Raw genomic sequence first — 679 nt, 5'->3', positions numbered from 1 at the left:
AAAGAAGCCAATTTTTCATCGGTGCCCCTTTGCAGAAGTGAAATCCGTGCGCTGTGTACAGCACCTTTGTTCCGTGCCGCCGTGCCTGCCTCGCCGCCAGTCTGGCGAGAACGCCGCCGACCGGTGTATGGCAATGGACAATGTCGTATTCATAGGTGTCAATCACTTTCTTCAGCTGCCTATAAACGGCCAGGTTCTGAGGGTCAAAAGGTGACCTGCGAATCGGGATGGAGAATTTCTCATCCACATACGGCAGCTTGGTTTGTCCGTTCGCGGCGACATGAACCTCCCAGCCCATTTGCTTGAACCATTTAAAATAAGGGAGGTGAAAGGCCTTAAAATGATAATCAACAGTCGCGCAAAACAATATCTTTTTCGTCATTTTCACTCCCCCTAATGAACGCTGGCAGCCGTCATTTCTTCTGATGTATTGATTGCAGCAAACAGCCTCGCTCTCAGGTCGGCTTCCGGCAGCTCATGAAAATCCTCGATAAAGCGCATCAGCACCGGCCAATCGCCGTCCACCGCTTTACCGATGTGAATTTTTGGAAAGATTTGTTCAGCATGGACTTCATTTTTGTTCAGCAATTCTTCATACATTTTTTCGCCCGGACGAATGCCAGTGAATTCGATTGGAACCTGCTCAGTCGTGTAGCCGGACAAATGAATGAGGTTTTTG

Annotated in this window: 2 protein-coding genes; both read right to left on the bottom strand. The window is 48.9% G+C overall.

From position 1 onward, the window contains the following. Positions 1–382 (bottom strand): glycosyltransferase (locus tag ACWHAR_RS27770; RefSeq protein WP_452088527.1); only part of this gene is annotated, 382 nt, incomplete at its 3' end. Between the two features lie 11 nt (positions 383–393). Beyond that, on the bottom strand, positions 394–679 hold a 286-nt coding region (locus ACWHAR_RS27765; protein WP_452088526.1), incomplete at its 5' end, for a polysaccharide biosynthesis protein.

It is taken from the genome of Bacillus sp. LR--39, assembly GCF_053613335.1.
The sequence above is the reverse complement of the archived record's forward strand: the minus strand, read 5'-3'. Positions and strand labels throughout refer to the sequence as shown.